Annotated in this window: 13 protein-coding genes and 1 pseudogene; 13 read left to right on the top strand and 1 reads right to left on the bottom strand. The window is 42.2% G+C overall.

All coding sequences use genetic code 11. The features are described 5' to 3' along the window. Positions 1 to 57 precede the first annotated feature (57 nt). Complete coding sequence (locus RUH74_RS15795; protein WP_313801663.1) at positions 58 to 801, top strand: tail fiber protein; 744 nt, start codon at positions 58 to 60, stop codon at positions 799 to 801. Beyond that, positions 802 to 3,414 (top strand): discoidin domain-containing protein, encoded by a 2,613-nt coding sequence (locus tag RUH74_RS15790; protein ID WP_313801661.1) that lies wholly within the window; start codon positions 802 to 804, stop codon positions 3,412 to 3,414. It begins immediately after the preceding gene. 252 nt (positions 3,415 to 3,666) lie between these two features. On the opposite strand, the pseudogene RUH74_RS15785 reads toward RUH74_RS15790, so the two are convergent. Further along, positions 3,667 to 3,888: pseudogene (locus RUH74_RS15785) on the bottom strand (transposase); the annotation flags it as partial. 243 nt (positions 3,889 to 4,131) lie between these two features. Here RUH74_RS15785 and RUH74_RS15780 point away from each other — a divergent pair. From RUH74_RS15780 to RUH74_RS15730, 11 genes are all read left to right on the top strand, one after another. After that, the gene (locus RUH74_RS15780) at positions 4,132 to 5,124 is read left to right on the top strand and encodes an ABC transporter ATP-binding protein (RefSeq protein WP_313801659.1); all 993 of its coding nucleotides are present in this window, start codon (positions 4,132 to 4,134) and stop codon (positions 5,122 to 5,124) included. Continuing rightward, positions 5,121 to 6,140 carry an ABC transporter ATP-binding protein gene (locus RUH74_RS15775; RefSeq protein ID WP_313801657.1) on the top strand — a complete coding sequence of 340 codons (1,020 nt, stop codon included), beginning with the start codon at positions 5,121 to 5,123 and terminating at the stop codon, positions 6,138 to 6,140. Before RUH74_RS15780 ends, RUH74_RS15775 begins: the two co-directional genes overlap by 4 nt. Next, positions 6,137 to 6,946: an IclR family transcriptional regulator gene (locus RUH74_RS15770; RefSeq protein WP_313801655.1), complete on the top strand. Its 810-nt coding sequence runs from the start codon at positions 6,137 to 6,139 to the stop codon at positions 6,944 to 6,946. The genes RUH74_RS15775 and RUH74_RS15770 overlap by 4 nt, the downstream gene beginning before the upstream one ends. Before the next feature lie 18 nt (positions 6,947 to 6,964). Continuing rightward, positions 6,965 to 8,545 (top strand): ABC transporter substrate-binding protein, encoded by a 1,581-nt coding sequence (locus tag RUH74_RS15765; RefSeq protein WP_313801756.1) that lies wholly within the window; start codon positions 6,965 to 6,967, stop codon positions 8,543 to 8,545. A 133-nt stretch (positions 8,546 to 8,678) separates the two neighbouring features. After that, a complete protein-coding gene (gene nikB, locus RUH74_RS15760; RefSeq protein WP_313801653.1) occupies positions 8,679 to 9,611 on the top strand; it encodes a nickel ABC transporter permease in 933 nt (310 codons plus the stop codon). Further along, on the top strand, positions 9,608 to 10,519 hold the full coding sequence (locus tag RUH74_RS15755) for an ABC transporter permease (RefSeq protein ID WP_313801651.1): 912 nt from the start codon (positions 9,608 to 9,610) through the stop codon (positions 10,517 to 10,519). Before nikB ends, RUH74_RS15755 begins: the two co-directional genes overlap by 4 nt. A 10-nt stretch (positions 10,520 to 10,529) precedes the next feature. Beyond that, positions 10,530 to 13,478 carry a M14 family metallopeptidase gene (locus RUH74_RS15750; protein ID WP_313801649.1) on the top strand — a complete coding sequence of 983 codons (2,949 nt, stop codon included), beginning with the start codon at positions 10,530 to 10,532 and terminating at the stop codon, positions 13,476 to 13,478. Positions 13,479 to 13,490: 12 nt separating this feature from the next. Beyond that, positions 13,491 to 14,105, top strand: coding sequence for a pyroglutamyl-peptidase I (locus tag RUH74_RS15745; RefSeq protein ID WP_313801647.1), 615 nt, complete (start codon positions 13,491 to 13,493; stop codon positions 14,103 to 14,105). Beyond that, on the top strand, positions 14,098 to 14,841 hold the full coding sequence (pxpB, locus tag RUH74_RS15740; protein WP_313801645.1) for a 5-oxoprolinase subunit PxpB: 744 nt from the start codon (positions 14,098 to 14,100) through the stop codon (positions 14,839 to 14,841). The genes RUH74_RS15745 and pxpB overlap by 8 nt, the downstream gene beginning before the upstream one ends. Before the next feature lie 93 nt (positions 14,842 to 14,934). Continuing rightward, positions 14,935 to 15,699: a LamB/YcsF family protein gene (locus RUH74_RS15735; RefSeq protein ID WP_313801643.1), complete on the top strand. Its 765-nt coding sequence runs from the start codon at positions 14,935 to 14,937 to the stop codon at positions 15,697 to 15,699. Then, positions 15,696 to 16,559 (top strand): 5-oxoprolinase subunit C family protein, encoded by an 864-nt coding sequence (locus RUH74_RS15730; protein ID WP_313801641.1) that lies wholly within the window; start codon positions 15,696 to 15,698, stop codon positions 16,557 to 16,559. The genes RUH74_RS15735 and RUH74_RS15730 overlap by 4 nt, the downstream gene beginning before the upstream one ends. Positions 16,560 to 16,767: the final 208 nt, after the last annotated feature.

The following is a 16,767-nucleotide window of genomic DNA, read 5'->3' as shown; positions in this document are numbered from 1 at the left end:
AATTAGAGTAATAATGTCGTAATTTGTATAAACGACAAATGAAAGGGTGTGAAAGGGTTGAAAAGGAAATTATTTTTAGCAGCCGTTATGGGAATCTTATTATTTTTAAACGGAAATGAACTGAAGTATATTGCTGCAGCAGATAGGAGTTCAACGATCGAACGGTATGTGGGGGAAATTCGGCTTTTTCCATATAGAGACTTTCGGATTATGGAAGATGGCTGGCAAGATTTAAATGGTATGCGGAAGGTACAGGAATTTAACCCAGACTTATTTTCGGTGATTGGTACAACATTTGGCGGTGATGACTTCTCCTATTCTTTGCCTGATTTAAGAGGTGCCAATCCATTGCGAGGAATCAATTATATGATCTCAATGAAGGGCTCATTGCCCGGTTCAGCAGATATTCAGTCCTATGCAGGAATGATGCTCTATCCAGGAACATTAAATAATGAGTTCAAAGAAGCAAATGGGGGCGGCCGTACACCAGATCTTCGTAATGCCAGTCCGCTCCCGGGGATAAAGTACTATGAGTCTGATAATCAAAATGACTCAAATGTGTATGTAGGCGAAATCCGTTTATTTAAAAATGAAGATATGAAAGGCATAAATGGCTGGCTGCGCTGTGATGGTGCAGAGCTAAAGATAGCAGAGCATATACCGTTATATTCACTTATCGGAAACAGGTTTGGCGGAAGGAACGGGCAGTACATAAATCTTCCTAATTTAATTGATGCCGCACCCTCAGCAGACGTTTCTTATTACATCTCAATAAATGGGAAATTTCCGGGAGACAAATAAATGAAGATACGATTAAAAAGGAAAAATATAATGGGGAAAATTTCTGCCAAAATAGTATTGCTGGGGCTGTTCTTACTATATATTCTTCTTGCTGTCCATTTGCCCGCAGCAATGGCAAGCACAGAAAATATTGCTAAAGGAAAACCTGTGGAGGCGAGTAGCTATGTAGCTCCTTATAGTCCAGAAAGAACAGTAGACAATAACTTGAATTATACAAGCCGATGGTATGCTGCTGGAGAAGAAACGTACTGGATTAAGGTGGATTTGCGATACGCTTCCATAATAACGGGTTGGGAGCTAACGAGTTTCATGACCAATGACCTTATGAATAACGGAATCATTGTGAGCCCAGCTGACTTTACGCTTGAAGCAAGTCTAGATGGTGTGAACTGGATAGAAGTGGATCGGATGAATGGCCATACAAAGGAAACGCATGCCAAGACATTTCCCGCTGCTAAAGCCCGATATGTAAAGCTGACGATCACTAAAGGGAACAATATGAATCATTTGTGGGCATCGATTAACGAATTAAAAGTATTTGGTACGCAGGAAATTGATGTGATTAAAGCAGATGTAGGTAAAGGAAAAATAGTAAATACCTCACAACAATTCCAGTATAGCTTGAATTCATCAAACGGGTTAGATGGGGAGTGGATCGACACAAAAGATGGAGAAACAGCGGGGATCGTTTTTAAACCAGGAAAAGTGTATATTCGTGAAAAGGCGGACCCCCAATCATACAAGCTTCTAATAGATATACCTGAGCCAAGCAACCCTCCAAACGTCATCTTAGAAAAAATCGGCGGGGAAGATGACTATATATTAAAAAATGCAACGGAACAGATGGAATATAGTCTTGATCAAGAGAAGACCTGGTCTAAAGTGACAGCTGACATGGCAGCGGGTGTGGAGAAGCTCAAGCTCTATTCGGATACGGATGGAGTCATGGTAAGAGTAGCTGCGACGGAAAACATGCTAGCTTCTAAAACAAATCAATTATTTCCAACAGGAAAGGCAACCATCTCATCTAATATTCCATTAGTAGAAAATACATTAGACAAAAGTGAAGTTACTGTTCAATTAAGCGGAGCTTCTTTTAAAAATCAAGAACTAACCAGTGATGATTTTGAACTCATTGACGGCCCTGCTGGTTTAAAAGTGGAACGTATTGAGAGGATTGATAATAAGGCAGTAAAGCTGCTGCTGGCCTTTGATGGAACTGATTTTAACCAAGACTATTCATTAAAAGTGAAGGTTTTAGAAACTGCAACTATATCGGGTCAAAAGTTCCTTTCAGCAAATTCCCTGACAATCACTGCTGTACAAACGACAAGTTCAATTACGTTATCACAAGAGGAAGAGATATGGGAGGGGGAGGAAGACGGAAAGAGCATTATCGTCACAGTAGATGGCAATTTGTTTGTGGATAATTTAAATAGTGCCAACTGGAAGGTTCTGAATTTGCCAACTGGGGTTTCTGTGGATCAAATTGTCAGAATAGGTCCCCAGTCTGCCAAAATAGTTCTCAAAGGGCAATCCATTCAAGCCTATGTTGGAGATATTCGAAATGTAAGTGTGAGTATCGCGAGTGGGGAATTCACAAACTCAATTGCCGAAGATGAACTGACCGCAAATAGTGGGCTTTTGCTTAGAAGTATCATCGATTACTCTAAGCAAATTGAAAAAATTGAATTCGGTCAGACAGCCTATAAGCTTCTAAAGGAACAAACCATTCAGCTTCACGTGTTTGCAGTGGAGCATAACGGTGATAAGAGAGACATCACAAGATTTGTACAATTTTTTGTGCTGCCTATCGATGGGGGATATGGAATAATAAATTCTAATGGAATATTAAAGGCGTTAACTGCTGGAAAAGCTAAGATAGGTGCATTGTTTGGCTTACAGACGACATATGTGGATGTGGAGGTTACTGATTTGAATCCAGACCCGGATCCAAACCCAGATCCTGATCCGAACCCGGATCCCGGCCCGAATCCAAATCCCGGTCCAAAGCCAAACCCGGACCCTGCACCAATGCCGACCCCAGATGGTCCATCCATTAACATTGTCTCAACAACAAAGGGAAATGAAGAAGTATATACGGAGATAAATGGAAATAAGCTGTTGTTAAATAAAAAAGACATACCAGCATTAAAAAACAAAAAGATTGTTTTTGAAAGCCCTATAGCTAATGGGGAAGTATTAATCATTCGTTATTCACTAACTGAAAAAACTCCAAATGAAGCAGACGCTCCCGCTATTTTAGAGCTGAAAAATCAGGTAAGAAAAATTGTATTAATTCATGATGACCAGCCCTATGAATATTTCCAGTCGAGCTTCAACGTTTCTCCGGATCGTCAATGGAAGATGGAGATGAATATTCCTATTGACCCAAAATCAGTGAACAATGATAGTCTATCGATTGTAGATTCAAAGGGAGAGGCTGTTCAATTGACATTCAAGGTTAGTGATAATCATAAAGAAATTACCTTAATAGCAAATGAATTATATAAAAGCGGAGAAACATACATTTTAACATTAAATCAAAAGTTAAAAACACCTGCCGGCAAACCATTAAAAGTTCTGGTAAGAATGGTATTTACAGTGAAATAATATTTTGCTGCACTGTATTTTAATAGAGGTATAGGAACGAAAAAAGGAGAGTGATCATAGGATCATTCTCCTTTTCCATTTAACGGTGAAAGGCAATGGCGATTAGCGTACTTCCAGTATCAAGTTTTGTAATTAAATGGTTGATGTCATCGATGCCTGGTTGAATGTGCTGTGAAATTCCACGAACAATATTGAGTGTGAAAGACAGCCAATGAGCAACGGCAAATTTTTAAGATCTCATTCTCCTGCTGTATCACTTGAACGGTCAGGTCTATGACCATATGAATATTGTTTACCTATTGGTTGGTCGAATCGATAGATCTGATTTTCGCGATACCACTTCATCCACGTTTTGATTTGGGATACATTTTTAATCCCATACTTCTCCATGATTTCTTGATTCGTGAACTGACCACTCACCTTATCTTTAACTACTGCCCATTTAACCTCATTTGAATATACGTGTTTGCCCACGCAAAAACATCTCCGAATTAACACTTTAATTAAGTGTTAATTTTTCGAAGGTGTTTTATTGTGTTTCATTTTCTAGGTTAGTCTAATTTTGTGTGCAGTTTTTTTATTTACTTTTATCCCTCGGTGATATTTATCACACTTTTTTCAAAAAACTATTGCAAACTTTCAGACAGTTAATTAAAATTAAAATAATTTAAAAAATGAAATTGCATTTCACAAAATGAAACCGTTAGGAGTGTCATAATGGTTCAAAAAGTTTTAGAAGTGGATGATTTGAAGGTTGGCATTAAGGATGAGGATGGCAGAGAGATTGCTATCGTAAATGGAATAAACTTTCACCTGCATAAAGGGGAAACGCTCGGAATTGTTGGAGAATCAGGCTGTGGAAAAAGTATGACGTCTCTTTCTTTAATGGGGTTGCTGCCTGCGGGCGTGGAGAGACATGGCGGAGATATTCGATTAGGAGATTTGCAATTCAATAGCTTTGCCAAGAAAGATTGGCGAAAAATCCGCGGCAAAAAGATCGCGATGATCTTTCAGGAGCCAATGAGTTCTCTTAATCCGGTCTATACAGTTGGCGCCCAAATAAACGAAATGCTTCTGAACCATGAGAAAATTTCGAAGAAAGAAGCGAGAGATCGTGCATTGGAAATGCTTAAGCTAGTGGGCATTCCTAGACCAGAGCAAGTACTGAATGAATACCCTCATCAGCTGTCAGGCGGAATGCGTCAAAGGGTAATGATTGCAATCGCCCTTTCGTGTAATCCTGAAGTGCTTATCGCGGACGAGCCTACCACTGCACTTGATGTAACCATTCAAGCGCAAATTCTGGAATTGATGAAGAAGGTGCAGGATCAGCTTCATATGTCGATTGTGCTGATCACTCATGATCTTGGGGTTGTGGCAGAAATGTGCGACCGTGTGATTGTCATGTATGCAGGGGAGATTGTAGAAGAATCATTGGTTGTTGATCTCTTTGATCAGCCAAGCCACCCGTATACGAAAGGTTTATTAGCTTCATTGCCAGACATTCACGAGCAAAAAGAATATCTTTCTTCCATATCGGGTGTTGTTCCAGCTCCAGGCAAAATGCCTGCCGGCTGCCGCTTTGCTCCTCGCTGCTCCTTTGCGCATGAACGCTGTAAGGCAGCACCGCCCCTTTTTGAAATGGAGAATGGCTCAAAGGTAAAGTGCTGGCTTTATGAACAAGGGGAGTCGGAGGTGGCTACGACATGAAGGAAGAAAAAAACGTATTGCTAAAGGTGGATAATCTTAAAAAATACTTTCCTATCAAAGGTGGGATTTTCGGCAACAAAACTATGAAGCAAGTAAAGGCAGTGGATGGCGTTTCCTTCGAGGTAATGGAGGGAGAAACCTTTGGAATCGTAGGGGAGTCGGGCTGCGGAAAGAGTACGGCAGGCAGAACGATTCTAAGATTGCTTGAGCCAACTGAAGGAAACATCTACTTTCAAGGCAAAAATATAGCTGAACTAAATCCAAATGAGATGAGAAGGCTAAGAAAGGATATCCAAATTGTCTTCCAAGATCCGTTTGCTTCCTTAAATCCCCGAATGAAAGTTCGAAATATTATTGAAGAGCCGCTTATCAACTTTGGTGTGAGTGAACGGAGCGAGCGGGAAAAAAGAGTGCTCGAAGTAGCCGATCAGGTTGGTTTAACGGCTGCACAGCTTTCACGTTATCCACATGAATTTTCGGGTGGACAGCGGCAGCGGATCGGCATCGCACGAGCGCTTATTTCAAAACCGAAATTAATTATTGCCGACGAGCCGGTATCCGCTCTCGATGTATCCATTCAGTCGCAAGTACTAAATTTAATGAGGGATTTACAAAAGGAATTTGGGCTTACATATATATTTATTTCACATGACTTAAGTGTAGTAAAGCATTTCTGTGATCGGATCGGCGTGATGTATTTAGGCAAAATGGTGGAAATCGCTGATAAGAACAGCCTGTATGACGAGCCTCTGCACCCATATGCTGAAGCCTTGCTTTCAGCACTGCCGAGTCCGCATCCATTGCAAAAGAAGAATCGAATCATTTTAAAAGGAGATGTACCAAGTCCTTCGAATCCGCCAGACGGATGTACATTCCATCCTCGATGTGCTTCTTGCATGGACGTTTGTAAAACAGAAAGACCGTCTTTACAGGTAATTCGAGATAACCATGCCGTATCCTGTCACCTATATGATAGTCCGGAAAAACTTGCAGTCGCAGCGGGAGAAGTGAAATGAGTAAAACATTAGAAAAAGCATTAAGCTTACTTGATTATTTTACAGAAGAGAAGCCTTATTGGCGATTGGATGAACTATCAAAGCATTCAGGCATTCCAAAAGCAACCGCCTTCCGCTTATTAAGAGGATTTACTGAAATGGGTTATTTGCAGCGGATGACATTTCAGCAGGATGGATTAGTTGTGGACGGAGAGAGCTATGGATTGGGCCTGAAATTTCTTGAAATGGGGGAACGGGTAGCTGCAAGATTTGAGATTCGCCGGGTGGCCCTTCCATTTATGAAAAAGCTTCAGGAAACCTTTAATGAGGCCGTCCAGCTTGTTATTCGCGATCAGTATGAAGGCGTTTATATTGAGAAGGTTGAGAGTACAAGACCTGTCCGCCTGTATACAAAGGTTGGCCGCCATGCCCCTTTATACGCGGGAGCATGTACACGGACGCTCCTCTCCTTTTTGCCAGATGAGATGGTACAGGAAGTGCTAAAAGCCCCCTTAACCATTTATGCAAGTCAGACGCCAAAAACGAAAGAGGAAGTTCTAACATTAATTGAACAAACACGAAAAGAAGGGTTTGCATATAGCGACTCTGAGCTAGAGGAAGGTACGGTATCAATTGCTGTTCCCATTTATGATCGGTTTGGAGCAGTTCCTTACTCGATCAGCATCGCGGGATTTTCGACCTCATTGCCAAGAGATAAAATCCATCATATCGTAGGACCGCTTTGGGAGGCGGCAGCAGGCATTTCAAAAGAAATTGGCTGTAACCACCCATATCCATACGGTACAAAAATAGAAACGAAACAATAACAGGGGGGAAAGACATTGATGAAGAAAAAGCTTACGTCATTATTAGCACTTCTAGTGATTTTTACAATGATTTTATCTGCATGCTCAAGCGGAGGCAAGGAAAAAGCTAGTACAGGTTCAAGCAAAGATAGTGAGGAAAATCCGGTGAAAGACCGCGGCAATGAAATTGTTATCGGTGTTTCAGGAGATCCGCAAAACTGGGATCCGATTGATACGTTCCTGTTAGATTGGAGTACAGTTGCTACCTCTGTATTTGAAGGGCTTGTTGATCGAACAATAGATTTGGAGCTGCAGCCGGGTCTTGCAGAAAGCTGGGAATATCTAGATGATAAAACATTGCAATTTAAGCTTCGCCAAGGAGTAACCTTCCATAATGGGGAGCCGTTTAATGCAGATGCAGTAAAATTTACTTTTGACCGTCTATTAGGGGAAGAAGGACAAAAAGGTCCTCAATATTCCAATTACACATCGATTGAAAGTGTTGAAGTTGTAGATGAATTTACCGTAATCATGAAATTAAATACGCCGGATCCAGTCCTTTTAACAAAGCTTGCAGGATACGGGGCTGTGATTGTACCGCCTAACTATTTGGCAGAAAAAGGGGACGAGCATTTTAACAACAATCCTGTTGGTACAGGTCCGTTCAAAATGACTAGCTATAAGCGCGACCAGGAAATCGTCTTAGAAAAGAATCCTGATTATTGGAAAGAAGGATTGCCAAAGCTTGATAAGGTTGTCTATAAAATCATTCCAGAGGCATCTACAAGATTAGCAGAATTACAGACTGGCAAAATTGACATTATGAAGCGCGTAGAAGTATCGCAGGCGAAAACAGTGGAGGAATCTGGCTTCCTTGAACTGCAGGAGGTAGGAACACCAACAGCCTTCTCTTTACGCTTTGATGTTGCCAAGAAGCCATTTGATAGCAAGGAAGTAAGACAAGCAATCAACTATGCGGTGGACAAGCAAGCGATAATAGACGAAATTCTTGGCGGCTATGGAAAGCCAATTAGCACATTCCAAAGTGAGCTTTCTTTCGGAAACAATCCGGACTTAGAACCTTACCCGTATGATCCGGAAAAAGCAAAGGAATTATTGAAAAAAGCTGGCGTAAAAGAAGGAACAGCAATTGACCTATTCATTCCTGGGAACGATGGAAACTTTAAAGAAATTGCACAGGCTGTTTCCTTCTACTTAGAGGAAGTAGGCATCAAAGTAAATATTAACACAGCAGACAGTACAACATTAACTTCAGACTTAATTCCAAATGCAAAAGCTGGCCATATGTATCGTCAAGGCTGGGGCGGATGGACGCTAGACTTTGATAATACCGCTTACTTAATGTATTACGAAGGAGAACAATGGAATCCATCCTTTAAAAATGAAAAAGTGGAAGAGCTTCTGGAGAAACAGCGTGCAAGTGTTGATCCAGAAGAGCGTAAAGCGATTTTCAAGGAGCTAACGGAATTGCTTTATGACTTGGCACCTGAGTTGAATCTCTATTCGGCTGTTGATTTATATGCAGTCAATAAACGAGTTCAAAACTTCCAGCCGCCGCATGAAGATCGCATGCGACTAGAAGAAGTAACCGTTAAGTAAAGACATGCAACATAAAGAGATAGTATGAGCCTCATGCTATCTCTTTCTATTAAAATAACTGCGCCAATGGCTTATATTCCATAGGCTGATAGACAGAATAAAGTGCCTTGCGCTTTTCTAAGGGGGGAACCAAATGATTGCTTACATTATTCGAAGATTGCTTCATACCATTTTAGTTGTATTTGCTATATCGTTAATCATCTTTTTTTCCGTCCGGTTAACGGGAGATCCTGTTTCCGTTATGTTTCAGGCAGGAGAACCGACGAAGGAAGCGATCGCTGAGGTAAGGAAAAATCTCGGTTTAGATGAACCATTGTATGTGCAATATGGCATCTTTTTAAAAGGTCTTATCACCTTTGACTTTGGAGAATCTTTTAGAAGCGGGATGCCAGTCATTGACTTAATTAAAGAAAAGCTCGGCGCAACACTAGCACTAGCTTTTGGGGGAATGGCCGTTGCAATCATGATTGCTTTTCCGGTAGGGATACTATCAGCGGTTAAGCGCGGAACAGGAGTAGATTTCTTTGGGCGGATTTTTTCATTAATTGGCATTTCCTTTCCTAACTTTTGGTTAGGGATTATGCTTATTCTTATTTTCGCCGTCAATTTGAAATGGCTGCCATCATCGGGTTTTGAAAGCTTCAAGCATCTGATACTCCCATCGATTACGCTCGGGATGATTTTATCTGGGATATTGGCAAGGCTTGTTCGATCCTCCATGCTGGAGGTTATGAATCAGCAATACATATCAACAGCGAAGTCGAAAGGAATCAGTGATTTTGCCGTGATCATCAAGCATGCATTCCGAAATGCGTTATTGCCTACTGTAACATTCCTTGGCTTGCAGTTCGGTGCACTGCTCGGAGGGACGGTCATTGTTGAACAAATTTTTTCTTGGCCAGGGATTGGACGTTTGATTATTGATGCGATCAATCAGCGGGATTACCCAGTGATTCAGGGTGGCGTAATCTTCCTTGCCGTGATTATGGTCGCTGTTAATTTAGTCATTGATTTAAGCTATACGCTTATTGATCCGAGAATCAAAATTGGGGGGAGCCGATCATGACATCTATACAGCTCGAACAATCACCACAGCCAATCAGTCAGCAAAAGCCTTCTTTCCTAAAGAAAATCTGGCGTTTTATTAAGAAAAATCCCGCGGGTGTTGCGGGAATGATTCTCGTATTGTTAAGTATTTCTGCTGCTCTTTTTTCCCAATGGATTGCTCCATTTGATCCCTCAAAGGCGAGTTTAACCTCTCGGCTCGCACCTCCATCCTGGGCAGATGAAACGGGTGAATCAGTTTTCTTCCTTGGTGCAGATCAGGTTGGGCGTGATCTGTTCAGCCGAATCATATACGGGGCGAAAATTTCCTTGATGGTTGGTTTTTTTGGCGTTTTAATCTCATTAGTTATTGGAACCATCCTTGGATTAGTAGCTGGGTATTTTGGGAAGTGGCTGGATGATTTTATCATGCGTGTGGCTGATATTCAATTAGCCTTTCCGTTTATCTTATTTGCGATTGTAATTATGAGTGTGCTCGGTACAGGGATATGGAAGATTATTATTATCCTCGGCTTAACGTATTGGGTTGGTTTTGCCCGGCTGATTCGAGGAGAAGTGATATCACTGAAGGAACAGGAATATATCCATGCGGCAAAAGCGATTGGCGGTACGACCTTTACGATTATTAGGAAGCATATTTTACCGAATGTAATGTCTTCCATCCTCGTTCTTGGCACGATGTATATCGCTGAATTCATTTTATTAGAAGCATCGCTAACGTTCTTAGGACTAGGGGTTGATCCAACGATTCCGTCTTGGGGAGGCATGCTTGCTGATAGCCGCAACTATGTGACAACCGCCTGGTGGACAGCGACATTCCCCGGAATTGCCATTATGCTGACGGTACTAGGATTTAATTTGCTTGGAGATTGGCTGCGGGATAAATTTGATCCAAATATGAAATTGTAGGTGAATACAAGTGGAAAACATCTTCTCGATTTGGACGAAAGAGGGCCTATTGTGTGATAAAAATGGGGATGGCGTCATCGATGGCACAAATGTATGTATCGATCTTCCGGATCATTTGGCACCTGAAGGGTTAATCGACTTTTGTGCACGCTTAGGATTTGAAACGACTTCCTTATCATTTCGTTTCTTTGAATCGAGTGAGGGAGCGGTGAAGCTGAGTTTTGTGCATTCGGAAGCAGCCACAGATATTAAATTGGAAAATAACCAGCTTGTGATCCGTTATCAAACTGAACAGGAGCTGTCGGATCTGTTAAAGCTGCTAGCTGCTATGGATCCAGAACTGGCAGGTAAGACAAGCGATGTGATTGAATTAAGAGATGGCAGGCTGTATGCAGGACAGCTGCCCATTTCAATGATTGTTTCTCCAAGTGGGTATGCTGCTGCCACACCAGAAATAAATAGCTTAAGTGATTTATGGAGTTTTTCAGGAATGGGGAAAAGCACGGAGGCTTCACCGGCAAGGCTTCTTCATATGAATATAAGTGTTCACGAGGTATTAATGACGGCAGAACTCTTGCGTGAGCTATGTTATTTTGCCGCAAGAAGTGCTATGTATTCGACAGAAATCGTATTTCCAGTAACAGGGAATAAGGAAGCGAGTCTGCAGCTGGAAGTGCTGGAAGATGAAGAGTCTAGAATGGATCTCCTGAAACCCAATGTATTGCAGCTTAGAGGAAGAAAAGAAAATATTGCAACTTCCGCCCATCAGCTTGCAAGGGCTACCCATTGGAGTGATGGCGGAGTATTTGGATACTGGGAGCAGAAGCATCAATTAGCGCAAAAAAAGGAAGCGCCGCTTCTATTTGAGATGGAATGGATCGATGAGCGGGAAGTAGACTTAGCTTTTGCTCTTTTAAAAAGGGCAGAAAATCTTGCCGGGGCCGATGTTGAAATCTTTTTATCAGAACCAACAGAGGTTCGGAGAAGACTTGAAAGGGAATGGCGGGCCATCTTTCCTCAAGTCCATTCCTTGACCATTCGCTCTGCTTATAAAGCTGGCCTGCATTGGCTGATGGAAGAGATGATACCAAGTCTCCAGCAATATAAAGCAATCGAAATAAAAGTAAGGGCAGAAGCTGGTGAAAATGGGCTGGAGCTGCCCATTCGCTGGATTCAGGAATTGTATCCCGCTGATCGGCTTATTGAAGAGGAAATGGGTTTGCAGGCAGATTTCGTATCATACCAATTAGAAGAAAATCTCCGCCATACATATGAGATTTATGGACTGGATCAGCAAGGGGAAAAACACTTTGTCAGCTCTTTGGATGTGCCCGTTTCAAGGCTGCCTTATATCGACGGCAAGCACAGTGTGTACCCAGTTTCAAGTGCTATTCGCATATGGAAAAATGGAGTGGCAGAAGAGCATTTGATTCAAACCGATCGGGAACGGTTTTACCGTTTTTATGTAGATAACGTGCTGACCAAACTTAAAAGTGAAGTGTCAGCTTATCGTCCGGGCCAAGGGCATACAAGGCCGTTATTTGACCGGATCGAAATCGATGTGTGGATGAGTGAGGAGGAAGCTAAGCTTCCGGTGGATGAAGAACGGGTTTCTGCACTAGAGGCTTTACATGAAGATTTATATTTTAATACATTGGATTATTTTGCTTATTTAGGCGAAGAGCTTGAAGGGAAGCCCTTTGATGCACCCGGCGGTGTCCACCCCTTTATGCATGTGAGGGTTGGAGAAAAGCCAGAGGCGCGAATTCGCGTGTATGCCTGGGAAGATGTACAAAGTGAAAAATGGGTAACAACGGCCATTTTGTTTAATGAAGCAGGGGATTTTTCTAAAGCGAGGATGGCAAATGGCAAAGAGGAAATGGCCCTTTCAATAGAGGCATTTAAAAAGCCGGACCGGCATCTCCACCCAGACGTTGATCAGTGGCTTAAAAACCATCCTTCCTCGCGGGTGTTATATCCGGATCATTCTTATCGCGGGCATGCGATTCCGATTATTGAATGCTTCCTAGATACAGAGGAAGAGTATTATTCTCCTTTAAAAATGACCTTATTTAAGAAAACGATTTTCATAGAGGCAGGGCATCATTCGAATGAGGTGTCTAGTACGCCTGCTATCTTGCAATTACTAGAACGTGCTTCCGAACGGTCGGATAACTGGCTGAAGGAAATAAATATCGTCCTCCTTCCATTAGCCAATCCGGATGGATATGAATTAATGACGAAGCTTACAAAGGAACATCCAGAATGGAAGCATCATGCAGCGAGATATAATGCGGTTGGATTGGAATATTCATTTGTCCGTTTTCATGAAACGGTATTTGGCGAGGCAAATATTTATCCTGAGGTTCTTCGAAGATGGGCACCAGATATCATTGTTGATGATCATGGCATCCCCTCTCATGAATGGGTTCAGCCTTTTGCAGGCTACAACAGCCCGCCGCGCTTTCCAGTCTCTTATTTTCTTCCAAGTGCAAGGATTTATGGGATTGGGAGACTATCAACTGGTGCCTTCCGTAAGAGGCATGAAGATAATTTAGATGCAATCGTCAACGAGATCAGCCAAGCGATTTGTGGAACAGAAATTGAAAAAGAAAATCGCTATTGGAAAGAACGATTTAGAAAGTATGGAAACCAGTGGCTGCCAGAAGTATTTCCGATTGAAGGAGCACCAGGCATACATTTTTATAGGCAGCCAACCGTTGCCCCAAGCTATGCAACAATTGGTGTTTCGAGATATCCCGAATGGGTCGGCGCGGAAATTATTTCGGAAGCGGCTGATGAGGTTGTCTATGGGGAAGTTCTTCAGACCTGTATAGAAGCACATGTTATCTTCGATTTAGCCATTTTGGATGTTGTTCAAAGGGCAAGAATTGATGTGAAACGGCAAAATGTGAATGGACTTTCCTATGAACGGGTTCGTCCGATTCAACTTTCATAAGGGGGTTTAAGTATGAAGACTTTATTATTAACTGGGTTTGAACCATTTTTGACATTTACGATTAATCCAACGATGCGTATTGTGGAAGAGCTGAACGGGCAAGTGATTGGAGATTATAAGATTCATGGGGAAATCCTTTCGGTAGATTTTAAGAAATCGGGTGCACAGCTTTTAGAGTATTTGAAAACTATTCAGCCGGATGCGCTTATTTCCTTAGGACTTGCAGGCGGACGTTTTAAAATGACGCCTGAGCGAATCGCGATTAATGTAAACGATGGGGAGCCTGATAATAGCGGCAATGTCCCTGTTGATGAGGTGATTGAAGAACTGGGAGCTGATGGCTATATGACTACTCTTCCTATTAGAAAGATGGTGAATTGTTTAAAGGAAGCAGGCCTGCCAGCAGAAATTTCTAATACAGCCGGCACTTATTTATGTAATAACGTCATGTATCAAGGCCTGCATTATGCAAAAAAGCAAAATAAGAGCCTCCCTGCTGGGTTTATCCATATTCCTGCCTCCCATGAGCTTGCTATTGAGCATGGGAAAATTCCAAGCTGGTCCCACGAAGATTTAACAAAGGGAATTGTTACTTGCATTAAAGCTTTGACAGAAGATAATGAGTAAATTATACGAACAGCTTCCGGAAGCAATGATAACGGGTGAGAACAGCTTACGCTTTAGCTTTGGCAGCGAGGTGGAAAAAGGAACCTATTATAAGGTGCGGAGGTTTAGCAAAATAGCTGAACAGCATTCGGGTGATCTCTTTCAAGAAATCGTACCAAGCTTCCATACGGTAACGATTTATTTTAAAAAAGAACTAAAAGAACCGAATGAGATCATTGAACGTCTATTGAATAAATGGATCCATTGCAAAGAGGAAGAGGCGGAACCGATGGAACGGAAGCTGCAAATCCCCGTTTGTTATGACGATGTGTTTAGTTTAGATATGGATCGAGTAACAAATCATACAAAGCTAACAAGGGAAGAGGTAATTTCCCTTCACGCAGGGCATACATATACGGTTTATATGATTGGGTTTTTACCTGGTTTTCCTTATTTGGGCAGGCTCCACAAGAAGCTGGCCACGCCTAGATTAGCTACCCCAAGAGACAGGGTAGCTAAGGGGACAGTAGGAATTGGCGGCAGTCAAACAGGGATTTATTCCCTAGATTGTCCCGGAGGCTGGAATATTATTGGGAAAACCCCGCTTGATCTGTACATGCCAGAAAGGAAAGAGCCATTTTTCTTTCAAGCAGGGGATCAGCTAGTGTTTCAGCCGGTTTCGCTAGTAGAGTTTTACGAGATAAGCAACGAGTTAGCTAGTTATCCAGAGGAAATAAAGAGATTTATCGTAGGATAGACAAAAGAGGGAGAATGACCTAGCAGAAGGTCAAACTTTCATGCAAAATAACGGTAGACGGATCGTATTTTTCACTTACAAGGAGGTGCCGTTATGCGAATTGATTTAAATGCTGATGTAGGAGAAAGCTTTGGGGCGTATACAATTGGAGAAGATCAATCCCTTTTCCAGCACATCACATCCGCGAATATTGCCTGCGGGTTTCATGCTGGCGATTTTAATGTCATGAGGGAGACGGTGAAGCGTGCAAAGGACTTTGGAGTAGCGATTGGAGCCCATCCTGGGTACCCTGATTTACAAGGGTTTGGGCGCAGAGAGCTGCAGATGACAGTGCGAGAAATTTATAATTGTGTCGTTTATCAAATTGGGGCATTAAAAGTATTTTGTGAGATTCACGAGGCACCGCTTCAGCATGTGAAGCCTCATGGCGCACTGTATAATGCGGCAGCGGAAAAGAGTGAAGTTGCCGAAGCGATTGCTGAAGCAGTCTATGACTCTATCCCTGAGGCTTATTTATTCGGACTATGCAATAGTGAACTCATTTATGCCGGTCAGAAGATTGGATTGAAAACAGCTTCTGAAGCTTTTGCGGACAGGCGATATACGGAAGATGGCCGATTATGTTCAAGACTCCTGCCAGATGCTGTCCTGCAATCCTTTGATGATATTCTTGGACAGGTGAAGGAAATGGTTTTTAACGGACGGGTAAAGACGCGGTCTGGACAATGGCTGTCTTTACAGACAGATACAATTTGCTTTCATGGCGATGGAAAAAATGCAGCCCTCTATTCCTCGGAAATCCGCAAAATGTTGGAAAGTGCCGGCGTTCTTGTTCGTTCAGTAGGAATGCCGATATGATTCCGCTGTTTAAAGTATTGAAAGCAGGTGTCTATGGATCAATTCAGGATTTGGGCCGCACTGGTTATCGGCGGTTTGGTGTACCTGTATCTGGTGCAATGGATTTCCATGCCTTTCGATTAGGAAATTATATTTTAGGGAATGATTCCAACAGTCCTGCCCTCGAGATTTTTTTAGGCGGGATAGAATTAGAGATTTTGGCTAATCACAGAATTGTCATTACAGGAGCCGACTTAGGGGCAAAATTAGATGGCCGGCCCGTACCAAACTGGAAAACCTTCAATATTTATCAGGGTCAAACGTTAAGTTTGACGAGGCCGATCCAAGGGAGCATCGCTTATATCATGCCAGAAGGCGGCTTTCTATCTGAAGAGCTTTTAGGCAGTTCGTCCGTTTATCCAAAGGGGAAGCTTGGCTTGCCATTGAAAAAAGAAATGATTTTATTTGCTAGAGAGGGAAAATCAGGGAAATTTCAAAGAGGGCTTTGCCGAAGTGAAATTCCTGAATATTCTGCGGATCTGAAGGTGAGGATCTGGCCGAGCCCGCATTGGGACCGTTTTCAACCGGATAGTTTAAATGAATTCTTTCAATCCGCCTATCAGCTAAAAGGCGGAGACCGAATGGGGTATCTTCTTGAGGGAAACCCTCTTAAGTTTCTAAATGGAAGCGATATCTTATCTGAAGCCACTCAATTCGGAACCATTCAAGTCCCGAATAGCGGGCAGCCGATTATTCTAATGGCAGACGCACAAACCATCGGGGGATATTCAACCATTGGGAAAATAGCCAGAGACGATCTTTGGAAGGTTGTTCAGTTAAGAAGAGGCGGTAAGGTGAGATTTGAAAAGCTGAGAAGATGAAAAAGAACCTCCTATTTAGAAGTCTGTTCTCTTTGAGGGACAAATAAAGGCTTCTAAATAGGAGTTTTTGAGTTTTGGATAGGATTCATTCGGTTACTGGGACAAGGGACCTGTCCCCCCGTCCCGCTGTGTAAAAAGCACTAAAAAACGCGAATAGGACTATTATCCTGAAATAACAATAAATATATTATTCGGAATTATTGACTTT

This window comes from Cytobacillus sp. (assembly GCF_032154635.1).
Taxonomy (GTDB): Bacteria; Bacillota; Bacilli; order Bacillales; family Cytobacillaceae; genus Cytobacillus.
This window is presented reverse-complemented; position numbering and strand designations above follow the sequence as displayed.

Bases quoted from the DNA above. Each gene is read 5' to 3' on its own strand.
- RUH74_RS15780 (WP_313801659.1), top strand. From the start codon at position 4,132: ATGGTTCAAAAAGTTTTAGAAGTGGATGATTTGAAGGTTGGCATTAAG.
- RUH74_RS15755 (WP_313801651.1), top strand. From the start codon at position 9,608: ATGACATCTATACAGCTCGAACAATCACCACAGCCAATCAGTCAGCAA.
- RUH74_RS15745 (WP_313801647.1), top strand. From the start codon at position 13,491: ATGAAGACTTTATTATTAACTGGGTTTGAACCATTTTTGACATTTACG.
- RUH74_RS15790 (WP_313801661.1), top strand. From the start codon at position 802: ATGAAGATACGATTAAAAAGGAAAAATATAATGGGGAAAATTTCTGCC.
- RUH74_RS15730 (WP_313801641.1), top strand. From the start codon at position 15,696: ATGATTCCGCTGTTTAAAGTATTGAAAGCAGGTGTCTATGGATCAATT.
- pxpB (WP_313801645.1), top strand. From the start codon at position 14,098: ATGAGTAAATTATACGAACAGCTTCCGGAAGCAATGATAACGGGTGAG.
- RUH74_RS15770 (WP_313801655.1), top strand. From the start codon at position 6,137: ATGAGTAAAACATTAGAAAAAGCATTAAGCTTACTTGATTATTTTACA.
- RUH74_RS15735 (WP_313801643.1), top strand. From the start codon at position 14,935: ATGCGAATTGATTTAAATGCTGATGTAGGAGAAAGCTTTGGGGCGTAT.
- RUH74_RS15765 (WP_313801756.1), top strand. From the start codon at position 6,965: ATGAAGAAAAAGCTTACGTCATTATTAGCACTTCTAGTGATTTTTACA.
- RUH74_RS15775 (WP_313801657.1), top strand. From the start codon at position 5,121: ATGAAGGAAGAAAAAAACGTATTGCTAAAGGTGGATAATCTTAAAAAA.
- nikB (WP_313801653.1), top strand. From the start codon at position 8,679: ATGATTGCTTACATTATTCGAAGATTGCTTCATACCATTTTAGTTGTA.